This is a genomic window from Cellulomonas humilata (assembly GCF_030814415.1).
GTDB lineage: Bacteria > Actinomycetota > Actinomycetes > Actinomycetales > Cellulomonadaceae > Cellulomonas > Cellulomonas humilata_A.
In genome coordinates this window covers 149,101-167,032 of sequence record NZ_JAUSVB010000003.1, presented here as the reverse complement: position 1 = coordinate 167,032, position 17,932 = coordinate 149,101, and the positions used below count along the sequence as shown (strand labels likewise).

Sequence of the window (17,932 nt, the reverse complement as noted above, 5' to 3'; positions counted from 1 at the left end):
AACCCAGTCTCCGACACCTCCCGACCAGAAGGCAGCCCCCATGACCGTCCCCCGCTGGGCGCTCGCGTCCGCGATCGCCGCCCCCGTCGCCATGATCGGTGGCTGGACGCTGGCCGCCGCACGGCAGCCGTCGTTCGACCCCGTGCAGGAGACGATCAGCGCGCTCGCGACCTCGACGGCGACGGACCCGTGGATCATGACGGCGGGTCTGGCGATCACCGGCGTCGCGCACATGGTCACCGCAGCCGGCCTCCGACCGGTCCCGCGGCGGGCGCGGGTGCTGCACGCGATCGGCGGGGCCGCCACCCTCGCCGTCGCGCTGTTCCCGTCCGACGCCGCCCCGCAGGCGCACGGCGTCGCCGCCGGGATCGGGTTCGGCGCGCTCGCGCTCTGGCCCGCGCTGGCCGCACGCCGCGGTGCGCCCGGCGTCCTGCGGCCGGCCGTCACCGTCGGCGCGTCGGTCGTGCTCACGGGGCTGCTCGGCTGGTTCGTCGTCGAGCTGCAGGGCGACGGCGACCTGATCGGCCTCTCGGAGCGGGCCGTGGCCGGCGCTCAGGCGGTCTGGCCGCTGGTGGTCGTCGTCGCCCTGCGTCGCGCTACGCCAGGTGCCGCGTGAGGACGTCGAACGCCGAGTCCCAGCCGTCGTAGACGCTCTCGTCGCCGGGCTGCCCGCCGTGGCCGTCCACGTGGAAGACCATCCGCGTCCGCTCCCCCAGGTCCTCCAGGGTCACCGTGACCACCGGCGCCCCGTCCTGCGGGTCGCCCGGGTCGGCCCACGTGAACACGAGCCGCTCCGGCTCGACGACCTCGTGGTAGACGCCGCCCGTGGGGTACTTCCCGCCCTTGGGATCGATCATCGTGTACCGGTACGAGCCCCCGGGTCGGACGTCGAGCTCGACCGAGTCCCGAGGGGTGACGACCCCCTCCGGGTGCCACCAGGCCGCAGCCTCGTCGGGGTCGGTCCACGCGTGCCAGATCGCTGCCCGCGGGGCGTCGAAGATGCGCGTGATGGTGAAGGTCTTCTGGTCGGTCTCGGTCATGGTGCCTCTCCTTGTCTCTCGTGGAGCCGCCGCAGCCGCTCGTCCAGCAGGTCGAACCGCTCGTCCCACAGGCGTCGGTGGCTGTCCACCCACGTCGCGACCTCGTCGAGCGGCTCGGTGCGCAGGACGCAGGTACGCCACTGCGCGGTCACCGTCCGCTCGATCAGACCGGCGTCCTCGAGCACCCGCAGGTGCTGGGAGATCGCCGACCGGCTCATGGCGAACGGTGCTGCCACGTCCCCGGCGGTCGAGGGTCCTTGCTGGAGGTGCGTGAGGATCGCGCGCCTCGTGGGGTCGGCGAGCGCGGCGAAGACCACGCTCAACGCGTCCCGAGCTGGCATTTCAGCAACTCCTTAATTAAGGAACGTCTTCAACGTACATCGGCTCCCTGCGGCGGTCAACCGAGAAGATCGGCGACCCGCAGGATCGCGTCCGCGACGGCCGGCGTCCGGACGTTTCCGTAGCCGAGCACCAGCTGCGGACCTGCGGCGACGGACGACGTTCGGTATCCGCTCATCGGGTACAGCCCGACCGACCGCTCCCTCGCAGCCGCGATGACCTCCTCCTCGGACACACCCGGAGGCAGCGTCGCGACGACGTGGAAGCCGGCCGCCAGCCCACCGACCCGCACCCCCGGTGCGTGCTCACGCAGAGCCCCGACCAGCACCGCCCTCCGCTGTGCGTAGCGCACGCGCATCCGGCGCAGGTGCCGGTCGTACCGGCCGGAGCGGACCATCCATGCCAGCGCCAGCTGGTCCAGCACGGGTGACCCGCGGTCCGCGAGCGCCTTGCCGTCGGCGACCGACCGCACCAGCTCTGGCGGGCACACGACCCAGCCGAGCCGGAGCCCGGGCGCCAGCGACTTGCTCACCGAGCCGAGCAGCACCACGCGGTCGGGCGCGAGGCCCTGGAGCGCCCCGACGGGCTCGTCGCCGTACCGGAACTCGGCGTCGTAGTCGTCCTCGAGGATCGCGGCGTCGCGCTCCCGCGCCCATGCGACGAGCTCCTGCCGGCGCCGCGCGCTCAGCAGCACCCCGGTGGGCGACTGGTGCGCCGGGGTCACCAGCACCGCTCCGGCCTCACCGAGCGCCTCGACCACGATCCCGTCGGCGTCGACCGGCACGGGCACCACCCGGATGCCGAGCCCGGCCGCGACCGCGTGCGAGTCGCGGTCCCCCGGGTCCTCGACGGCGAGCGTGGTCAGCCCGCGCGCGACGAGCGCCTGCAGCACGAGGTGCAGCCCCTGCGCGAACCCCGCGCAGACGACGACCTCCGAGGCGCGGGCGTGGGCGTTGCGCACGCGGCGCAGATAGCCGGCAAGAACCTCGCGGAGCTCCGGGACGCCGGCCCCGTCGGGGTACCCGAGCACCGCGTCCGGGGCGTCGCGGACCGCGTCCCGCAGGCAGCGGGCCCAGTCGGCACGCGGGAACGACGACAGGTCGGGCAGCCCCGGACGCAGGTCGACGCGCAGCGGCGGCACCTCGACCGACGGCAGGGCGGCTTCGGCCGTCGGCAGGCCCGCGTCACCCACCCACGTGGCCGAGCCGCGCTGCGAGCGGAGGTACCCCTCAGCCTGGAGCTGTGCGTAGCACTCGGTCACCACCCCCCGCGCGACCCCCAGCTCGCCGGCGAGCGCGCGCGACGACGGCAGCCGCTCCCCTCGCACCAGGCGTCCGTCACGGATCGCGTCCCGCAGCGCGTCCTGCAGCTGGTCGCGCAGGAGGTCCGGCGCGTCGCGGTCCACCCGCAGCACCAGCGGCGGTGGAGAAGTGGACCACTCGACGGTCACAGAAGTGGACCTTACCGGTGGTCCGGTCGCGACCTAGCGTGGGCCGCATGGGAATCGTGCGAGTGAGTGCATCGGTGTCGTTGGACGGGTTCAGCGCCGGACCCGACACGTCGGACGCGGCGCCGTTGGGCGTCGGCGGCGAGCGGCTGCACCGCTGGCTGTTCCCGGCGGGTGGCGACCGTGACGTCGCCGCCGCCGGAACGACACCCACCGGAGCGGACGCCGCCGTCGCGGCGGAGGCGTTCGCCCGCACCGGCGCCGTCGTCGTCGGGCGCCGGACCTACGACATCGGGGTCGAGCTGTGGAAGGACACCCCGTTCCCGGTGCCCACGTTCGTCGTGACGCACCGCCCTCACGAGCCGCGGCCCATGACGAGCGCCACCTTCACGTTCGTCACGGACGGCGTCGCGAGCGCCGTGGCCCAGGCCGTCGCTGCCGCGGGCGACCGGGACGTGCTGGTGATGGGCGGCGCCGACGTGTCCCGCCAGGCGCTGACCGCCGGCCTGGTCGACGAGATCACCCTCAACCTGGTGCCGGTCCTCCTGCACCGGGGCGAACGGCTGCTCGACGTCGACGGGGACACGACGACCGAGCTGGTCCGCACCGGCCTCGTCGCGACGGACGAGGCCACGCACCTCACGTTCCGCGTCGTGCGCTGACGCGTCCCGTCAGGCGCGGCCGATCGCCCGGGCGATCCGCTCGGCGTCGATCCGCAGCTCGCGGAACATGCCACTGATCGGGTTGGTGTACCCCGTGAAGTAGAGACCGGGCGCCGAGTGGAAGTTCCGCGGTCCGTGCACCCGCGGCAGCCCGCGCTCGTCGAGCACGCCGAGGTCGCCGACCAGCGCCTCCAGCCCGCGGCGGTAGCCGGTGGCCGCGACGATCACGTCCGGTGTGAGCCGCGAGCCGTCGGACAGCACCACGGCGCCGTCGTCGTCGAACGACTCGACCGCCGTCACCGGCTCGACCAGCCCCGCCTGCACCGCGGCGATCAACCCGACGTCCTGCAGCGGGACCGAGCCCTCCTTCACGCGCGAGTACAGACCGGTGGTCGGTCGCGGGAGGCCGTACGACGACAGGTCCGGTACCTCGACGCGGGCCACCAGGGCCGCGATGCGGTCCACCACCGGGACGGGCAGGTGGCGCACCAGGATGCCGGTGCCCTGCGCCGGCCAGCCGAGGTTCGAGCGCCGGACGATGTGCGGGGCCGTGCGGATGGCGAGCCGGACGCGCGACGCCCCGCCCTCGGTGAGGTCGACCGCGATCTCCGAGCCGGTGTTGCCCGCGCCGACGACGAGCACGTCCTTGCCGCGGTACGGCGCGGCGTTCCGGTACTCCGAGGCGTGCACGAGCTCACCGGGGAAGTTCTCGACGCCCGGCCACGCCGGCGGCACGGGCGTGTGGTTGTACCCCGTCGCGACGACGACGGTCGACGCGGTGAACGACTCCCCCGCCTCGGTCTCGACCACCCAGCTGCCGTAGCCCTCCCGGGCGACACGCTTCACCTGGACGCCGGTCCGCACGTCGATCCGGTGGTGCACGGCGTACATCTCGAGGTAGTTGACGACGTCCGCGCGGGCGACCCACCGGCCGAAGCGGTGCGGGATCGGAAAGCCCGGCAGCCCCGACCAGCGGCGGGTGGTGTGCAGGTGCAGCCGCTCGTAATGCCGCCGCCACGAGGCGCCGACGTCGTCGGCACGCTCGAGGACCAGGGCGCGCACACCCTGCTGCCGCAACGAGGCGGCGACCGCGAGGCCGGCGGGTCCGGCGCCGATGACGATGACGGGAGAGGTGCTCATGCCTCTTCCTATCGTCTAATGGACGCCCGTCCAAGAGGGTGAGGTGCGCTCGAGAAGTGTGAGCACCTCGTAGTGGGTCGTCTGGGGGAACATGTCGAGCACCTGCGCGCGGCGGGGGCGCAGAGACGGCATGAGCGCGAGGTCGCGGGCGAGCGAGGCCGCGTTGCAGCTGGAGTAGACGACGTGCCGCACGTCGGAGGCCTCCAGCCAGCGGCTCAGGACCTCGCCGATCCCCCGCCGCGGCGGGTTGACGATCACCAGGTCGGGGGCTGGGGCGCTCAGCGCGAACTCCGTCGCATCCCCGGCGGCGAACCGCACGCCGGCGAGGCCGAGGTCAGCGGCGCTCAGGGTCGCGCTCGCGATCGCCTCGACGCTCGTCTCGATGCCGACGACCTCACGGCCACGCGCGGCCACGTGCAGCGCGAACCCGCCCACGCCGCAGTACAGGTCCCACACGGTGGCCGGCGCCAGCTCCTCCACCCAGGACGCCGCGTGCCGGTACAGGGCGGCTGCGACCTCCGTGTTCGTCTGGAAGAAGCTCTGTGGGCGCAGGTGCAGGTCGATCCCGTTCACGCGCATCCGCAGGGTCTCGGTGGCCGTCAGCAGGATCTCCCGCTCGCCCTCGAGCACCGCCTTGTGGTCGGGCAGCAGGTTCACGGACACCACCCGCAGCTGTGGCAGCGCGTCCAGGAGCCACGGCAGGTGCTTGCGTATCCGGGCCACCGGTTCCTGCGAACGCAGCACGAACCGGAGCAGGAGCTCACCGTCCGGGGACTGCGTGAGCAGCAGGTTCTTCAGCTCGCCGGTGCGCGCCGGGACGTCGTAGGGCGTCAGGGTCGCGCGGGTGACGAACGCCGCGAGCACCGGGAAGCAGGCCGCGAGCGAGCCGGGATACAGGCCGCAGCCCTGCAGGTCCACGCCCTGGCCGCCGGCATCGAGGATGCCGAGGGTCGGGTGCTCGACCGTCCCACCGACCACCATCTTCGCCTTGTTGCGGTACCCCGACTCGCGGCCCGCGACCGGGGGCAGCCACACCAGGTCGTCGCGCTCGCCGAGCAGGTTGGCGCAGTGCCGCTCCTTGTCGGCCACCTGCTCGCCGTGCGGGCGCCCCATCCAGGTGCAGGAGCGGCAGACCCCTGCATCGAAGTAGGCACACCGCATGGTCGGGAAGCCTACGCGGGTGGGATCGTGAAAGGATTCAGGGGTTCCGACGAGGGAGACGGTCCATGGACGAGCACGAGATCGCGCTGCGCGAGGACTACGCACCCTGGTCGTTCGGGCAGCTGGCCTCCCCCGCGACCCGCGCCGACCAGGCCGCCTACCAGGACGAGCTGCGTGCCCGCGGCCACACCATCGGGCGGGACTGCGTGGTGTCCCGGCTCGCCGCGGTCCACCCCGACACGCTCACCCTGGGTGACCGGTCGACCGTGGCTGCCTACGCGCACCTGTCGGGTGACCTCGTCATCGGCGCCGACTGCACCGTCAACGTCAGCACGGTCGTGCGCGGGACGGTCCGGCTGGGCGACGCCGTGCGGATCGGCGGCCAGACCAGCCTGCTCGGGTTCGACCACGGCATGGCCGACCTCACCGAGCCGATCTTCCGGCAGCCGATGTCCTCGCTCGGGATCACGGTCGGCGACGACGTCTGGATCGGCTCGCACGTCGTCGTGCTCGACGGTGTCCGCATCGGCTCGCACGCCGTGGTCGGCGCCGGGTCCGTCGTGACCCGGGACGTCCCCGAGTGGGCCGTGGTCGTCGGGAACCCCGCTCGGGTCGTCCGCGATCGCCGGACCGTCGGGGCGTCACCCGACGCCCTGCGCTCCTTCGCCGACCAGGCTCGCGCCGACGCCCCGGACCTGCTCGCGCGGCACTGGGACGGTTCTGCGTGGACCGACTCCCCCGGCCGCGAGCCCACCGTCCGCGCGCACTGCGACGCCGTCGAGATCGCCGACCTGCTGCTCGGCACCCCACCCGCGCCGTGGTCCCGCGCCGAGCACCTGGCCCGGCTGCGCGGCTGGCAGGCGGACGACGGACTGGTCCACGAGCTCGGCTCGTCGGTGGCCGTCCCTGACCTCCCGCTCCCGGGGCTCGGGGACGACACCGACGTCTACCACCTGCTCTGCGTCGGCTATGCCCTCGACCTGCTCGGATCCGGGTGGCCGGCCCCGCTCGCACCCGTCGCCACGCTCGACCCCGCGGGGGTGGTCCGCGCGCTTCAGGACCTCGACTTCCCGCACGACGCCTGGTCGGCCGGCCACCGCGCCGACGCGCTGGGCACCGCGTTGACCTGGGAGCTCCGGGCGGGCCGTCCCGTTCCGGACGGGGTCGTCGATGCCCTGCTGGGCTGGCTCCTGGTGCACCGAGACCCGGGCACGGGCCTGTGGGGTGTCGCGAGGGACGTCGACGGTCTACGGCTCCCCGTCAACGGCTTCTACCGGACGGTCCGCGGGACGTTCGCCCAGCTCGGCGTCGACCTGCCCGGCACCGAGGCGACGATCGACGCGATCCTTCGCCACGCCGCCGACCCCCGCACGTTCGGCCCCGGCCGCGAGACCGCGTGCGACGCGCTCGACGTGCTGCACCCCCTGTGGTGGCTGACCCGGCACGACCGACGCCACCGGTGGCCCGAGATCCAGCAGGTCGCCCGCACGCACGCCGAGCGGATCGTCCGGCGGTGGGTCCCGGGCCGAGGCTTCGCGTTCGAGACCGGGCCTGGCGGCACCCCCACCCTGCAGGGCACGGAGATGTGGCTGGCCACCCTCTGGTACGCGGCCGACCTGCTCGACCAGTCCGACGCCCTCGGCTACCGGCCACGCGGCGTGCACCGGCCGGAGGCGGCGCTCACGCTCGGGTAGAGCGCTCCAGCAGCCCACGCACGTACGCCGCCTGACCGGCGTGCTGGAGGCTGTCGCCGACGATGCTGACCAGCCGGACACCGAGCGTCACCGGCGGGTCCCAGCGCTCGTCGACCACGCGGTCGAGGTCGCTGTCCGTGAGCCCGGCGAGGTAGTCCTGCGTGCGGTCCGCGACCGCCCGGGCATAGGCGAGCAGCAGGTCCGACGACGCCCGCACCCGGCCGACGTCCTGCGCGCTGTGGCCGTAACCCGTCGCCGAGTCGTCGAACGGCAGGTCGAACCGGTCCGCCCAGCCCTGGCTGGTCCACACCTGCTCGGAGCCGGCGACGTCGGCGATCTGCGCGTCCTCGCCGCGCGCGGCGTGCCACGCGAGCCACGCGATGGAGTTCGCCTGCGGGTCGGGCCGGAAGGCCAGCTCGTCGACGCTCAACGCGTCGACGGCGCGGGTCAGCACCCCGTCCAGCCGTCCGAACGACTCGATCAGGAGTCCGGCAACATCCATGCAGCACCATCCTTTGTCAGAGACGATCGACGGTACGTCGGCGTTCGGCCGAGCGCGCGACGGAGACCGGGAGGATCGATGGGCGACACGGTGGTGGTGGTGACCGGCGCGGCGGGCCGCATCGGCACGTACCTGCGGCGGGTGGACGGGGGCCTCCCGGCGCGGGGGTGGGAGCTCGTCCTGGTCGACACCGCGGACCCCGGCGAGGCGCACGCCGCGATCGACATCGGCGACGACGGCGCCCTCGACGCCCTGACGGACGCGATGGCCGGCGCGGTCGCCGTCGTGCACCTGGCCGCCATCCCGCACGAGGACACGTGGGACGCCCTCCGCCGGACGAACATCGACGGCACCTACCGCGTCCTGGAGGCCGCGCGCCGTGCCGGTGTGCGGCGCGCCGTCCTGGCCAGCTCGTGCCACGCCGTCGGGTTCTACCCCACCGGGTCGGTCGCGCCGACGGACCGGCCCGTCCGGCCGGACACCCTCTACGGCGTCTCCAAGGCGGCGCTCGAGGCGCTCGGCAGCCTCTACGCGGACCGGCACGGGCTGGAGGTGGTGTCGTTGCGGATCGGCAGCTGCGTCGACCGGCCGCTCTCCGCGTTCGACCTCGGCATCTGGCTGAGCCCGGGCGACGCCGTCCGGCTCGTCGACGCCGCGCTGCGCGGTCCGGTGAGCGGTCCGACCGTCGTCTACGGCATCTCGGCGAACACCCGCGGCTGGTGGGACCTCACTGGTGCGCGGGCGCTGGGCTACGCACCGCAGGACGACGCCGAACAGTTCGCCGGTGACGTCACCGAGTACACGGGTCCGAGCCTGCTCGGCGGCGACATGGCGGCGTCATGACGTACGAGTTCGAGGCGCCGCTGTGGTTGTGGGACGCCCGCAAGAGCGACGCGTGGACGTTCGTCAGCCTGCCCACGCAGGTCGCCGACGAGGTGCTGGACCTCGTCGGCGACTCCGCACGCGGCTTCGGTTCGGTGCGCGTCGAGGTGACCGTCGGCACCACCGTGTGGCGGACGTCGATCTTCCCGTCGACGGACACGTACGTGCTGCCCGTGAAGAAGGCGGTCCGCAAGGCCGAGGGGCTCGACGTCGGCGACACCGTGCGGGTGCACCTCGCCCTGGTGGACCTCTAGACGAGCTCGGCCAGCATCGCCGCCGCCCGCGCCGCACCGTCCGTGGCGACCGGGCGGTACCGCACGTCGCGGCTGGCCTCCTTCACGATGGCCTCCGCGAGCGCGTCCGGGTCGACCGCGTCCTCGTAGGCCAGGTGCCGGCCCGCCTCGTACCGGTCGAGCCGCTTGCGCACGTGCAGGTTCTGCTCGAAGTGGTGCCGCAGAGGGACGTACACGAACGGCTTGTTCAGGGCCGTCAGCTCCATGGTCGTGGTCAGGCCACCCTGGACCACCGCGACGTCGCACGCGGCCAGGTGCCGGAACAGGTCGGGCACGTAGCCGAGCACCATCGAGCCCTCCCAGGCCGGCAACGACGACGGGTCGATCCGGGGGCCGGTGACGAACGCGAACCGGAGCTCCGGCGCGAGCTGGCGGACCAGCGGCACGACGTCCATGACCCGGCGCAGCAGCGACGTCCCGACGCCGGACCCGCCGACCGTGACCAGGCAGAGCTTCTCCCCCGGACCCACACCGAGCTCCGCACGCAACCGCTCGATGCCCTCCAGCTCCGCGGGGTCGAACCCGGTGACGTACCCGGCGAAGTCGAAGTTCTCCTCCGTCCACGTCCGGATGCTCGGCAGCCCGGGGCCGAAGTCGTCCTCGACCACGTCGTCCGGGTCCCCGACGAACACCGAGCGATCCCGCACACGCGCGAACCGGGCACGCTGCTCGATCATCTCCGCGTTGTAGTCCGCGGTCAGCGCCGCCTCGCGCGGGCCACCGTCGGGCATCGGGAGCCAGCCGACGAAGTCCGTCATCCACGCGAACGAGAACCGCTTGAGCTCGGGGTTCTCGTGCAGGAAGTAGTCGACGTCCCACGCCTCGTCGCCGATCACCAGGTCGTAGCCGCCGTCGGCCACCACCTCGTCGAAGACCATGAAGTTGTGCACCAGGATCTCGTCCATCCGGCGGATGGCCTGGAACGCGTGCAGGTCGTGCTCGCCGGCCTCGTGCTCGATGTGGCCCGACTCGTTGCGCAGCCACGCCGACGCGGGGTGGACCGTCTCGCCGTGCCGCGCGAGCACCCGGGTGACCGGGTTCTGCGCGAGCCAGTCGATCTGCAGCTCCGGCCGGCGTGCCCGCAGCTCCGCCGCGACCGCGACGTCCCGCTGCGCGTGCCCGAGCCCGATGGGCGACGAGAGGTACAGCGCCTTCCGCGGTCGTCGCATCGCCCGCACCCATGTCGTGCGGGATTCCCTGTGCGGGACGAACCGGTCGACGAGCTGTGCGATCAGGTGGTTGATCTTCACCGGGTCGCGCGCCGACGGACCGTGCCCGGCGTGCTCCAGCAGCACGAGCTCTCCGCCGGTGAGCTCGGCCAACCGCTCACCGAACGCCGCCGGCCGGATCCGGTCCTCGGTGCCGTGCACCACGACGACCGGGCACGTCACCTGCCGGGCCAGCGGGGCCACCGGCTCGCACACCGCGCCGTCGCACCCGATCCGCCCTGCGGTGGTGTCCGCGAGCGTCTGCGGCGAGATCTCGTGCGCCCAGCCGACGCAGTCCTCGATCTGCTTGGTCGAGTGCGGCTCGGAGAACATCTTGTGGAAGAAGAACTCCGTGAAGTCGTCGTAGCCGTCGCCGAGCCAGTAGTGCTTGTTGTACTTGGCCCAGCCCTCGGTCGAGTCCAGCGGCTCGTCCCACGGCACGTGGTCACGGCCGGGCGTGGCCACGTCGAGGCCGCACGACGGGGCGATCGCCATGATCCCGAGCACCCGCTCGGGGTCCCCCACCGCGACGTGCACCGCCCAGGACGCACCGCACGACTCGGTGACCAGCACGGCGTTCTCGGTCGCGGTCGCGTCCAGCACCGCCAGGATGTCGTCGGCGTACTGCCGGTCCGTGTACGCCTCGGCTCCCTCCGGCCGGCCCGACCGCCCGCTCCCCCGGCCGTCGAACGTGATCACCCGGTAGTGCCGGGCCAGGAACCCGATCTGCGCCTTCCAGAACCGCGAGGGCACGATCGACCAGGTCGGAACCAGGACCACCGTGGTGGGGTGGTCCTGGTGGAAGACCTCGTACGCCAGCTCGACGCCGTCCCGCACCGTGACGCCCGTGACGTCGGGATCGGCGGACCTGCTCGGGTGAGCACTCACCCGAGCAGTGTCCGCCTGGAGAGGATCCCGAGTCACGGACGGACCTCGAACACGTTGTTGAACGGGGTGGACGCGGCGGTCCGGAACGCCGTGAACCCGGCCGCCGTGGAGACGTCGCGGATCTTCGCCGGACCCGCCTGCGTGCCGAGAGCCAGACCGACGTCCTGGCTCAGCGACGCCGGGGTGCACAGCAGGGTGGAGAACCCGTAGTACGCCCGGCCGACGGTGTTGAAGTTGTCCTCGACGCGGTCGCCGGCCATCGGCTCGACGACCATCCACGTGCCGTCCGGGGCGATCGCCTCGCGTACGTGCCGGGCCGCACCCACCGGGTCGCCCATGTCGTGCAGGCAGTCGAACATCGCGATCAGGTCGTACCCGGTCCCGGTGAACCCGGTCGCGGCCGTGACCTCGAACGTCACCCGGTCGGAGACCCCGGCGGCCGCCGCGCGCTCGCGGGCGACCTCGATCGAGGCCGCGTGGTAGTCCGAGCCGACGAACGTGGCGTTCGGGAAGGCCTTCGCCAGCAGGATCGTCGACGCACCGTGGCCGCAGCCGACGTCGGCGACCTTGCCACCCGCCTCGAGCTTCGCCGCGACGCCGTCGAGCGCCGGGATCCACTCGTTGAGCAGGTGCCCGTTGTACATCGTGCGGAAGAAACGCTCACACCCGTGGTGGACGTCCGTGTGGTGCTCGTGCCAACCGATGCCGTCACCGTCGCGCGCCGCCTGGTAGATGCTCTCGGCGCCGTGGACCGTGCCCAGCGCCAGCTGGAAGAAGCCGGCCAGGTACGCCGGGCTCGTCGGGTCCGCGAGCGCGACGGCGTGCTCGGCGGGCAGCGTGTACCGGCGCGTCTCGGCGTCGTACTCGACGATGGCGCCCGCGGCCTGGTTGTTGAGCCACTCGCGGGCGTAGTGCTCGCTCGTCGACGTCTGCTCCGCGAGCTCCGCGGGGGTCACGGGTCGGCCGTCGGCCATCACCGCGTAGTAGCCGAGCTTGTCGCCCATCACCACCGTCGCGGTGTTCAGGGTGGCGCCGACCTCGTCGACGGCGCGGAACACGAAGGACATGAGCTTGTCGGGGTCGATGGTCCGCTGGGGAAGCGTCTCGGTCATGATCGTGGTTCTCCTCGGAGACGGTGTCGGATATGTCGTGTCCGACCCTGGCCGTCCGGGTGCGACCATCGCATCAGGGGACCCCCCTGGTGTGCTCCCTAGACTCGATCCGTGCTGGTCGGACGCGAGCGCGAACGGCAGGTCATCAGCAGGCTGGTGGCCTCCGCGCGCGTGGGTGAGAGCGGCACGCTCCTGCTGTCCGGCGAGGCGGGGATCGGCAAGAGCGCGCTGCTCGACGACGCCGAGTCGGCGATCGGCGCCGCGGGCATGCGGGTGCTGCGCGCGGCCGGCGTCGATGCCGAGCGGGAGGTGCCGTTCGGAGGTCTGCTCCAGCTCCTGCGCCCCGTGCTGGACCAGCTCGACGCCCTCCCCGCACCGCAGGCCGAGGCCCTGGGCTCGGCGCTCGCGCTGGTGCCGGGATCCAGCGGTGAACGGTTCGCGGTCGGCGCCGCCGTGCTCAGCCTGCTCAGCCGCGTCGCCGAGGACCGGCCGCTCGCCGTCATCGTCGACGACGCCCACCTGCTCGACCCACCGTCGGCGCAGGCGCTCTGCTTCGCCGCCCGACGCCTCACCGCCGACCCCGTCGTCGTCCTGCTCGCCGCGCGCGACGAACCGTCGGTGGTCCGCTCGGCCGGGCTCCCGGAGCTCGTGGTCGGCGGCCTCGAAGCGGCCGATGCGGAGTCGCTGGCGGCCGGGCTCGGCCACCGCCTCTCGGCCGAGGCGCGGTCCCGCCTGCTGACGTCGGCCGCCGGCAACCCGCTCGCGCTGCTCGAGCTCACCGACGAGGGGTTCGACGCCCTGCCGCCCGGTGCACCCGTGCCGGTCCCGGCCTCCCTGGCCCGTACGTTCGCCCGCCGCGCCGACGCGCTCTCGGCGGACACCCGGACGGCGCTGCTCGTCGCGGCGGCAGCCGGCGGGGACCTCGCGACCGTCGCGGGCGCCTGCGTGCTGCTCGGCGTGTCCGTCAGCGATCTCGACGAGGCGGCGCGCGGTGGGCTGCTCACCGTCGACGCGGCCCGGATCGTGTTCCGCCACGACCTGGTCCGGTCCGGCGTCTACGCCGAGGCCCCGCCGACGGCCCGTCGCGCGGTGCACGCCGCCCTCGCACGGGCGGTGCCCGCGGCCGACGTGGACCGGCACGCGTGGCACCTCGGCGAGGCCACGGCCACCCCGGACGCCGCCGTCGCGGGCGTTCTCGACGACGCCGCCACCCGCGCCCGGGCCCGCGGCGCGTGGGCCGTGGCCTCCGCCGGGTACGAGCGCGCGGCGCGGCTGACCCCCGACCCTGCCGACCGCGCGGTGCGCCTCATCTCAGCGGCGGAGAGCGCCTGGCGCGCAGGACTCCCCGACAGCGCCCGCGACCTGCTCGACCGCGCCTCCGCCCTTCCCCTGTCCAACGGGCTGCGCACGCGGTCCGCGGCGCTCGACGGAGCCGTCGCCGCGCGGACCGGTGCCGTCGAACGTGCCCGCGACGTCTACCTCGCCGCCGGCACGCGCGCCGCCGACGACGACCCCGACACCGCCGTCATGCTGCTGGCCGAAGCGATCCTGGCCAGCCAGTTCGCCGGGGACGTCGCCGCGGCAGAGTCGGCGGCGCGGCTCATCGCCGGGCTCGACCCGCAGACCGCGGAGGCCCGATGGGTCGGGGCGATGGCGACCTCCGTGGCGGACATCCTCGCCGGAGCCGGCGGACCGGAGCTCCTGCGGTCGGCGTCCGCGGAGGTCGACACCTTCCTCGACGACCCCCAGCTGGCCCCCTGGCTCGTCGTCGCGCCGCTGTACCTGCGGGAGAGCGCGGTCGGCCGTGACCTCATCCCCACCGTCGTCGCCCACTCGCGACGCCGCAGCGACATCGGCGGACTGCCGATCCTGCTGTTCTACGTCGCCCGCGACCAGGCGACCACCGACCGGTGGGACGACGCCGTCGCCGGGTACACCGAGGCGATCCAGCTCGCGCGCGAGGCCGGTCAGGCCACCGACGTCACCGCGTGCCTGGCGGGGCTGTCCTGGCTCGAGGCACGACGCGGGGACGTCGACGCCTGTCGAGCACACGCCGAGGAGGCCCTGGCGCTCGCCGGTGAGCACCACCTCGGGTTCTTCCAGACCTGGGCGATGACCGCCCTCGCCGAGCTCGAGCTCGGCCTCGGCCGCACGGACGCCGCGCTCGAGCGGTACCGCGAGCTCGACGCCGTCCTGACCGACCTCGGCCTCGTCGACGTCGACCTCTCCCCCGCCGCCGAGATGGTCGAGGCGATGGTGCACCTGGGGCTGGCCGACGAGGCGAGCACCCTGGCGCGGACGCTGACCGAGCGCGCCGAGATCAAGGGCCAGCCGTGGTCGATGGCCCGCGCTGCACGCGCTGCCGGCATGACCTGCCCCGACCCCGACGTCGACGTGTGCTTCTCGGTCGCCCTCGCCTACCACCAGCACACCCCCGACGACTTCGAGGCCGCCCGCACCGAGCTCGCGTACGGCTCGCGCCTGCGGCGCCTGAAGCGTCGCGTCGACTCCCGGCCGCACCTGCGCACCGCACTGGCGGCCTTCGAGCGCCTCGGCGCCGTCCCGTGGGCCGACCAGGCCGCCGCCGAGCTGCGCGCCACCGGAGAGACTGCCCAGCGCCGCAGCTCCACCGGGCTCGACCACCTCACGCCGCAGGAGCTGCAGGTCGCCCGCATGCTGGCCAGCGGGCGCACCACGCGGGAGACCGGCGCGGCACTGTTCCTCAGCCCGAAGACGATCGAGTACCACCGGCGCAACGTGTACCTGAAGCTCGGGATCCGGTCACGCGAGGAGTTGGCGGACGCGATCCCGGTCTGACGGCGCGGTCCTGGCTGAGCACCGTTCAGCCCGCGACGACCACGCGGATCTCGTTGTTCCACGGGTCCTCGAACGTCAGCACGCGGCCGTCGTCGCGGGTCGCGATGCCGCGACTCGCGAGCCGGGCACCGAGGGCTCCGCGCTCGTCGTCGGTGGGCAGCTCGATGGTGACCTCGCCCAGGCCGAGCGCAGGCCACCGACCCTGCGCGCCCCGGCTCTGCCACGTGTTCATCGCGAGGTGGTGGTGGTAGCCGCCGGCGGAGACGAACAGCGCCTGCGTGCCGTACTCGGCGGTGACCTCGAACCCGACAGTGTCGACGTAGAACTCGTGCGCGGTGGTGATGTCGCCGACCTTGAGGTGGACGTGGCCGACGGCGGCGGCCCCGTCGAGGGCGTCGGGGTCGACGAGGTTCTCCCGCAGGAACGCGTTCGGGTCGAGGTACTCGGTGGCCATCGCGACGCGACCGTCCTCCCAGCCCCACTGCTCGCGCGGCCGGTCCCAGTACAGCTCGACGCCGTTGCCCTCGGGGTCGTCGAAGTACAGCGCCTTGGACACGAGGTGGTCGGAGCTGCCGGTGAACGACGTCGGGAAGTGCCGGGCGACGGAGAACACCGACGAGGCGAGGTCGCTCTGCTCGCCGAAGAGGATCGCGGTGTGGAAGAGCCCGGCCGCCGACGACGGCGCGTGCTTGAGCAGGGGGGTGTGCTCGAGCACGACGGACGGGACGCCCAGCCGGCCGAGGGTGACGCGGTCGCCCTCCTGCCCGAGGACGCTGAGGCCGATGCCGCGCGCGTAGTAGTCGGTCATCGCGTCGAGGTCGCCGACCTTGAGGGTGACGGCGCCGACGTCGGTCCGGGCGTCGAGGATCTCGGTCATGCCGTCAGCCCGAACCCGCCGGTCCACGACGTCTGCTCGGTCGCGGCGAGGGTGAGCTGCAGGAACCCGAAGGCCTCGAGCTCGTGCGCGCGCTTGAGCGAGCCGGCGTCGACCACCCGCAGCCCGCCCGCGTCGACGACGGCAGCGAGCGCGGCCTTGGCGTCGGCGTCGTCGCCCGCGACGAGGACCGTGGTCCGCTCGTTGCCCACCTCGCCGGTGGTGAGCGTCGCCGCGAACGTGGTGTTGAAGGCCTTGAGCACCGACGCGCCGGGCACGGCCTCGGCGATGACGGCGGCCGCCGAGCTGCCCGTCGGGACGACCAGGGAGTCGAACGTCGCGAGGTCGACCGGGTTGGTGATGTCCACGATGACCTTGCCGTCGAGCTGGCCCTCGTACTGCGCGAGCACCTCGGGCACGGCGGCGTACGGGAGCGCGAGGACGACGATGTCACCGGTGATCGGGTCCCCGACCGTGCCGTGCTTCGCCCCAGGGATGGCGACCTTCAGCGGCGTCCGGGTGAGCACCTGCGCGTCGTTCCCGCCCGCGATCACGCGCCACGCGATGGCCGCACCCATGTTGCCCGCTCCGACGATCGTCACCGTGCTCATAGCGTCCTCCTCGATTGGTTGTTGCTACAAGTACTCTACGCCTGATAGTTGTAGCGTCAAGTATTTGGTACGGTCGGTGTCGTGACGGACACGCGATGGCTCAGCGACGAGCAGCTGCGCGCCTGGAAGAAGCTCATCGCGGTCGTCGAGCTGCTCCCCGGCACCCTCGAGTCCCAGCTCCAGCGCGACTCCGGCCTGAGCCACTTCGAGTACTTCACGCTCGCGATGCTCTCCGAGGCGCCCGACCGGACCCTGCGGATGACCACCCTCGCAGCGCACACGAACTCCACCCTCGCACGCCTGTCCCACGTCGTCTCGCGGCTGGAGAAGCGCGGGCTGGTGCGCCGGGAGGCGTGCGCGGAGGACCGCCGCGCCACCAACGCGGTCCTCACCCCGGCCGGCTGGACGACAGTCGTGGCCGCCGCCCCGGGGCACGTCGGCACGGTCCGGCAGACGGTGATCGACCCCCTGACCTCGGCCGACGTCGCCGACCTCGACCGCATCATGGGGCGCATCCTCGAGGTTCTCGACCCGTCGCACGTCATGGGCGGGGCCGCACCGACCGATGACTGAGGTGTGCTCCTCCTCCTGTCGCTGATCGGTTTCCTCGCGCTCGCCGCGAGCATCGTCGTGCGGTGGCTGAGGCGACGCGTCGACGTGCTCGGCCGCGTCGCGCCGTTCCCGGCGATCAGCGTCGGGCTGTCGCTCGTGCTGGCGCTGGGCTGCGCGGTCCCGATGGCGCTGGAGGCCTGGCTCGAGCACCGGCTCGAGGCGGCCGCCACCCGGATCGCGGGCGTCCCCGTCGAGGTCGACTGCCAGAGTTTCGGGCAGGCCTTCGTCGATGTCGGGCAGGAGCTCGGCTACGTGAGGTGGCAGCCCGACGGCGTCCCCGAGCGCGCGACCCTCATCAAGGTGCGCGTCTGCAACGACCTGCGCGCCTGGCTCGGCTCGCGGAAGAACGACCCCTCGCTCGACCAGGTCATCGCCGTGCACGTGCTCACGCACGAGACCATGCACATGGTCGGCGTCGTCGACGAGGCCCGCACCGAGTGCGCGGCCGTGCAGCGGGACGCCGCGATGGCCACGGCGCTCGGCGCGTCGCCCGCACAGGCGAGCGCCCTCGCCCTGCGGTACTGGACCGAGGTGTACCCGCGCATGCCGGCGAACTACGTCGGGGGCTGCGGACCGGGCGGCGAGTTCGACGAAGGTCGCCCCACAGCGCCCTGGCTCCCGCGCGGCTGACGCGCCGTAACGTGGGCGGG

General features: G+C 73.3%; 18 protein-coding genes. 8 read left to right on the top strand and 10 right to left on the bottom strand.

Annotated features, from left to right (window positions below; translation table 11 throughout):
* The first annotated feature begins 40 nt into the window (after nt 1-40).
* Complete coding sequence (locus J2X26_RS11790) at nt 41-616, top strand: DUF998 domain-containing protein (protein ID WP_307492495.1); 576 nt, start codon at nt 41-43, stop codon at nt 614-616.
* Here the strand turns inward: J2X26_RS11790 and J2X26_RS11785 are convergent.
* The 3 genes from J2X26_RS11785 to J2X26_RS11775 are packed head-to-tail and all read right to left on the bottom strand — an operon-like array spanning nt 597 to nt 2,829.
* On the bottom strand, nt 597-1,040 hold the full coding sequence (locus J2X26_RS11785; RefSeq protein WP_307492492.1) for an SRPBCC family protein: 444 nt from the start codon (nt 1,038-1,040) through the stop codon (nt 597-599). The two genes, J2X26_RS11790 and J2X26_RS11785, sit on opposite strands and share 20 nt — an antisense overlap.
* Nucleotides 1,037-1,381, bottom strand: a complete 345-nt coding sequence (locus J2X26_RS11780; protein WP_307492490.1) for an ArsR/SmtB family transcription factor — start codon at nt 1,379-1,381, stop codon at nt 1,037-1,039. The genes J2X26_RS11785 and J2X26_RS11780 overlap by 4 nt, the downstream gene beginning before the upstream one ends.
* Nucleotides 1,382-1,437: 56 nt before the next feature.
* Entirely contained in the window at nt 1,438-2,829 is a 1,392-nt protein-coding gene (locus J2X26_RS11775; RefSeq protein WP_307492488.1) for a PLP-dependent aminotransferase family protein, read from the bottom strand.
* Between the two features lie 47 nt (nt 2,830-2,876).
* Here J2X26_RS11775 and J2X26_RS11770 point away from each other — a divergent pair, with 47 nt between their 5' ends.
* A complete protein-coding gene (locus J2X26_RS11770) occupies nt 2,877-3,488 on the top strand; it encodes a dihydrofolate reductase family protein (RefSeq protein WP_307492486.1) in 612 nt (203 codons plus the stop codon).
* Nucleotides 3,489-3,497: 9 nt separating this feature from the next.
* Here J2X26_RS11770 and J2X26_RS11765 read toward each other — a convergent pair whose 3' ends face one another.
* A complete protein-coding gene (locus J2X26_RS11765; protein ID WP_307492484.1) occupies nt 3,498-4,628 on the bottom strand; it encodes a flavin-containing monooxygenase in 1,131 nt (376 codons plus the stop codon).
* Nucleotides 4,629-4,643: 15 nt separating this feature from the next.
* Nucleotides 4,644-5,789, bottom strand: a complete 1,146-nt coding sequence (gene rlmC, locus J2X26_RS11760; RefSeq protein ID WP_307492481.1) for a 23S rRNA (uracil(747)-C(5))-methyltransferase RlmC — start codon at nt 5,787-5,789, stop codon at nt 4,644-4,646.
* Nucleotides 5,790-5,854: 65 nt separating this feature from the next.
* On the opposite strand from rlmC, the gene J2X26_RS11755 reads away from it, so the two are divergent.
* A complete protein-coding gene (locus J2X26_RS11755) occupies nt 5,855-7,483 on the top strand; it encodes an acyltransferase (protein ID WP_307492479.1) in 1,629 nt (542 codons plus the stop codon).
* Here the strand turns inward: J2X26_RS11755 and J2X26_RS11750 are convergent.
* The gene (locus tag J2X26_RS11750; RefSeq protein WP_307492477.1) at nt 7,470-7,985 is read right to left on the bottom strand and encodes a mycothiol transferase; all 516 of its coding nucleotides are present in this window, start codon (nt 7,983-7,985) and stop codon (nt 7,470-7,472) included. The two genes, J2X26_RS11755 and J2X26_RS11750, sit on opposite strands and share 14 nt — an antisense overlap.
* A 78-nt stretch (nt 7,986-8,063) precedes the next feature.
* Here J2X26_RS11750 and J2X26_RS11745 point away from each other — a divergent pair, with 78 nt between their 5' ends.
* Both J2X26_RS11745 and J2X26_RS11740 read left to right on the top strand, forming a co-directional pair.
* On the top strand, nt 8,064-8,828 hold the full coding sequence (locus J2X26_RS11745) for an NAD-dependent epimerase/dehydratase family protein (protein ID WP_307492475.1): 765 nt from the start codon (nt 8,064-8,066) through the stop codon (nt 8,826-8,828).
* A complete protein-coding gene (locus J2X26_RS11740) occupies nt 8,825-9,121 on the top strand; it encodes a DUF1905 domain-containing protein (protein WP_307492473.1) in 297 nt (98 codons plus the stop codon). Before J2X26_RS11745 ends, J2X26_RS11740 begins: the two co-directional genes overlap by 4 nt.
* On the opposite strand, the gene J2X26_RS11735 is transcribed toward J2X26_RS11740, so the two are convergent.
* Nucleotides 9,118-11,256, bottom strand: a complete 2,139-nt coding sequence (locus tag J2X26_RS11735) for an alpha/beta hydrolase (protein WP_307492472.1) — start codon at nt 11,254-11,256, stop codon at nt 9,118-9,120. The genes J2X26_RS11740 and J2X26_RS11735 overlap by 4 nt on opposite strands.
* Before the next feature lie 32 nt (nt 11,257-11,288).
* The gene (locus J2X26_RS11730) at nt 11,289-12,368 is read right to left on the bottom strand and encodes a class I SAM-dependent methyltransferase (protein WP_307492471.1); all 1,080 of its coding nucleotides are present in this window, start codon (nt 12,366-12,368) and stop codon (nt 11,289-11,291) included.
* Nucleotides 12,369-12,479: 111 nt separating this feature from the next.
* Between J2X26_RS11730 and J2X26_RS11725 the strand changes: the two genes are divergently transcribed.
* A complete protein-coding gene (locus J2X26_RS11725) occupies nt 12,480-15,185 on the top strand; it encodes an AAA family ATPase (RefSeq protein ID WP_307492470.1) in 2,706 nt (901 codons plus the stop codon).
* Between the two features lie 25 nt (nt 15,186-15,210).
* On the opposite strand, the gene J2X26_RS11720 is transcribed toward J2X26_RS11725, so the two are convergent.
* Nucleotides 15,211-16,062: a VOC family protein gene (locus tag J2X26_RS11720; protein ID WP_307492468.1), complete on the bottom strand. Its 852-nt coding sequence runs from the start codon at nt 16,060-16,062 to the stop codon at nt 15,211-15,213.
* On the bottom strand, nt 16,059-16,670 hold the full coding sequence (locus J2X26_RS11715; protein WP_307492467.1) for an NADPH-dependent F420 reductase: 612 nt from the start codon (nt 16,668-16,670) through the stop codon (nt 16,059-16,061). The genes J2X26_RS11720 and J2X26_RS11715 overlap by 4 nt, the downstream gene beginning before the upstream one ends.
* Before the next feature lie 81 nt (nt 16,671-16,751).
* On the opposite strand from J2X26_RS11715, the gene J2X26_RS11710 reads away from it, so the two are divergent.
* Nucleotides 16,752-17,243 carry a MarR family winged helix-turn-helix transcriptional regulator gene (locus tag J2X26_RS11710; RefSeq protein ID WP_307492466.1) on the top strand — a complete coding sequence of 164 codons (492 nt, stop codon included), beginning with the start codon at nt 16,752-16,754 and terminating at the stop codon, nt 17,241-17,243.
* A gap of 3 nt (nt 17,244-17,246) precedes the next feature.
* Entirely contained in the window at nt 17,247-17,912 is a 666-nt protein-coding gene (locus tag J2X26_RS11705) for a hypothetical protein (protein WP_307492464.1), read from the top strand.
* Nucleotides 17,913-17,932 lie beyond the last annotated feature (20 nt).